We start from the raw sequence: 3,002 nt of genomic DNA, 5'->3' as shown, positions 1-3,002 counted from the left end.
AGTTGGCCAAGCTGATGATGCAGAAGGCCGCCACCCTCTACGACAGCGGCGACGACGCCGGCGCCGCCGAAGCGGCGAACATGGCCAAGTACGCCGCGGGCGAGGCCACCGCCCGCGCGGTTGACCAGGCGGTGCAGGCGCTGGGCGGCAACGGGCTGACCAAGGAGTACGGCATCGCCGCGGCGTTGACCGCGTCGAGGCTGTCACGAATTGCGCCGGTGAGCCGGGAGATGGTCCTCAACTTCGTCGCGCAGACATCGCTGGGTCTGCCCCGGTCCTACTGATGGACACCCTGGTCCAGTACGCGGCCGAAGGCCACGTCGCGCGGCTGACATTGAACTCCCCGCACAACCGCAACGCGCTGTCGGACGTCCTGGTCGGCCAGCTGCACCAGGGGCTGGCCGACGCCGCCGCGGATCCGGCGATCCGCGCTGTGGTGCTCGGCCATACCGGCAACACGTTCTGCGCCGGGGCGGACCTCTCTGAATCTTCAGCGGCATCGGGTGGTGATCCTTTCGAGACGGCCGCAGACCGGGCCAGGGCGGGCGCGGCACTGTTTCGCGCCATCGTGGACTCGCCATTGCCGGTCATCGCCGCCATCAACGGCCACGTCCGAGCCGGCGGCATGGGCCTGGTGGGGGCATGCGATATCGCGGTCGCCGGACCAGCCAGCACGTTCGCCTTGACCGAGGCCCGGATCGGGGTGGCGCCCACGATCATCTCGCTGACGCTGCTGCCCAAGATGTCCGCCCGGGCCGCGGGGCGCTACTACCTGACCGGTGAGAAGTTCGACGCCACCGAGGCCGCCGCGATCGGGCTGGTCACGATCGCCGCCGACGACGTCGGCGCGACGGTTACCGCGCTGGTCGACGAACTCGCGCACGGATCTCCTCAGGGTCTGGCGGCGTCGAAAGCGCTGACTACCACCGCCGTGCTGGCTGCGTTCGACCGCGACGCCGAGCGGCTCAGTGTCGACTCGGCCCGGCTGTTCGTCTCCGACGAGGCCCGCGAAGGCATGCTGGCTTTCCTGCAGAAACGTCCACCGCGGTGGGCTCGCGACGCGCCTGGGTAACCCGCCGCCCCCGGTAACGATGACAGCGCAGTTCGGCGAACCTCCTTGCAGTTGGGGCTGTGCGTCGTAGGCTCTTAGCCAATGGGCGATACTGCGCAAAAAGACAACGGCAGACCGAGTGCGGAGTCGCGCGCGGCCGACACCGACCGCATTCAGCTAGCGCAGTTGCTCGGCGATGCCGCCGCTCAGGGCCGGCTGCCGATGGGCGACTACGAGGACCGTCTCGCCAAGGCCTACGCGGCGCAGACCTACGGCGAGTTGGATCGGCTGCGGTCCGATCTGCTGGGATCGTCGGTGAGCCCGAGTCGCGGCGGCGCCTGCAAACCCGCGCCGCCCACGCTGCTGGTGGCCATCATGAGCGCCTTCCAGCGCCGGGGCCGCTGGAACGTTCCGAAGCGGTTGACCACCTTCTCGTTGTTCGGCGGCGGGGTGGTGGATCTGCGCTACGCCGACTTCACCTCCCCCGATGTGCAGATCAACGCATATTCGATCATGGGCGGGCAGACCATTCTGCTGCCGCCGGAAGTCAACGTCGATATCCACGGTCACGGCGTCATGGGCAGTTTCGACCAGAGCGTCGAGGGCGCCGGCACCCCGGGCGCGCCGAAGGTCAAGGTCTGCGGTTTTTCGCTGTGGGGCGGTGTCGGCATCAAGCGGAAGAGTCGCCGCCGCAAACCCCGACGCTGAGCCGGCAGACATCACGCCGTTCCTGCCTGCCGGTAGGTGCGCAGCTACCGACTCAGATGCGCGCGCACCCCCTCCTCGACCTTCCTGCCCAGGTCCGGGTCGACGTTTCGCCAGTACTCGAACACCCGGGACAGCACCGGCTCGGTCACCCCATCCAAGACGTGGCCAATGATGTTGTTGGCCAAGCGTTCACGGGCGGCGTCGTCGAGGATCTGTCGGACCAGGCTGCCGGCCTGGCTCCAGTCGTCGTCGTCTTTTCGCAGCGTGTACGCCTGACGCACCATCTCGCCGTCGGTGTGCCAGCGCACCTCGGCCGCACGTGCCGGATCGGCCTTGGGCCCGTCCATCGAGTTCGGTGCATACACCGGGTCGGATGCATTGCGATACCGCATCGCACCGTCTTTGGAGTAGCTGTGCACCTCCGCCTTGGGCGCGTTGACCGGTAGCTGGTTGTAGTTGGTCCCGATCCGGGCGCGATGAGCGTCGGCGTATGCGAAGCCGCGGGCCAGCAGCATTTTGTCCGGGCTCAGCCCGGTACCCGGCACCACGTTGCTCGGCTCGAACGCCGCCTGCTCGATCTCGGCGTGGTAGTCGGCGACGTTACGGTCCAGCGTGACTGTGCCGACGTCGATCAATGGGTAGTCGACGTGCGGCCAGACCTTGGTCAAATCGAACGGGTTGAGCCGGTAGGTTTTGGCCTCCTCGTACGGCATGATCTGAACCTTGACCGACCAGCTCGGGTACTCGCCGCGCTCGATCGCCTGGTACAGGTCGCGCTGGTGGTAGTCGCCGTCGACACCGGCCAGCCGCTCACCCTCTTGCTGAGTGAGGCACTGCACCCCCTGGGCGGTGATGAAGTGGTACTTCACCCAGAAGATCTCGCCGGCGGCGTTGACCCAGCTGAAAGTGTGGCTGCCGTAGCCGTTCATCTGCCGCCAGCTGCTGGGCAGCCCCCGATCGCCCATCAGGTAGGTCACCTGGTGCGCCGATTCCGGTGACAGGGTCCAGAAGTCCCATTGCATGTTGTGGTCCCGCAGGTTGCTGGCCATCATGCGCTTCTGGGAGCGGATGAAGTGCTGAAACTTCAACGGATCCCGCAGAAAAAAGACCGGCGTGTTGTTGCCGACGATGTCGAAGTTGCCCTCTGGTGTGTAGAACTTCAGCGCGAACCCACGAACGTCGCGCCAGGTGTCCGGGCTGCCCCGCTCTCCGGCCACCGTGGAGAACCGGGCCAGCATCTCGG

At 67.0% G+C, this 3,002-nt stretch carries 4 protein-coding genes; 3 read left to right on the top strand and 1 reads right to left on the bottom strand.

Translation table 11 applies throughout. From position 1 onward, the window contains the following. The 3 genes from AC2VON_RS17420 to AC2VON_RS17410 form a co-directional block, all read left to right on the top strand. Positions 1-284: acyl-CoA dehydrogenase family protein (locus tag AC2VON_RS17420; protein WP_486954072.1), on the top strand; the 284-nt coding region annotated here is incomplete at its 5' end. Further along, positions 284-1,072 carry an enoyl-CoA hydratase family protein gene (locus tag AC2VON_RS17415; RefSeq protein WP_486954071.1) on the top strand — a complete coding sequence of 263 codons (789 nt, stop codon included), beginning with the start codon at positions 284-286 and terminating at the stop codon, positions 1,070-1,072. The genes AC2VON_RS17420 and AC2VON_RS17415, both read left to right, overlap by 1 nt. Before the next feature lie 81 nt (positions 1,073-1,153). Then, the gene (locus AC2VON_RS17410) at positions 1,154-1,759 is read left to right on the top strand and encodes a DUF1707 SHOCT-like domain-containing protein (protein WP_486954070.1); all 606 of its coding nucleotides are present in this window, start codon (positions 1,154-1,156) and stop codon (positions 1,757-1,759) included. A gap of 44 nt (positions 1,760-1,803) precedes the next feature. Here AC2VON_RS17410 and AC2VON_RS17405 read toward each other — a convergent pair. Further along, positions 1,804-3,002 (bottom strand): catalase (locus AC2VON_RS17405; protein WP_486954069.1); only part of this gene is annotated, 1,199 nt, incomplete at its 5' end.

The organism is Mycobacterium sp. TH-M82, assembly GCF_057473605.1.
The sequence above is the reverse complement of the archived record's forward strand: the minus strand, read 5'-3'. Positions and strand labels throughout refer to the sequence as shown.

Bases quoted from the DNA above. Each gene is read 5' to 3' on its own strand.
- AC2VON_RS17415 (WP_486954071.1), top strand. From the start codon at position 284: ATGGACACCCTGGTCCAGTACGCGGCCGAAGGCCACGTCGCGCGGCTG.
- AC2VON_RS17410 (WP_486954070.1), top strand. From the start codon at position 1,154: ATGGGCGATACTGCGCAAAAAGACAACGGCAGACCGAGTGCGGAGTCG.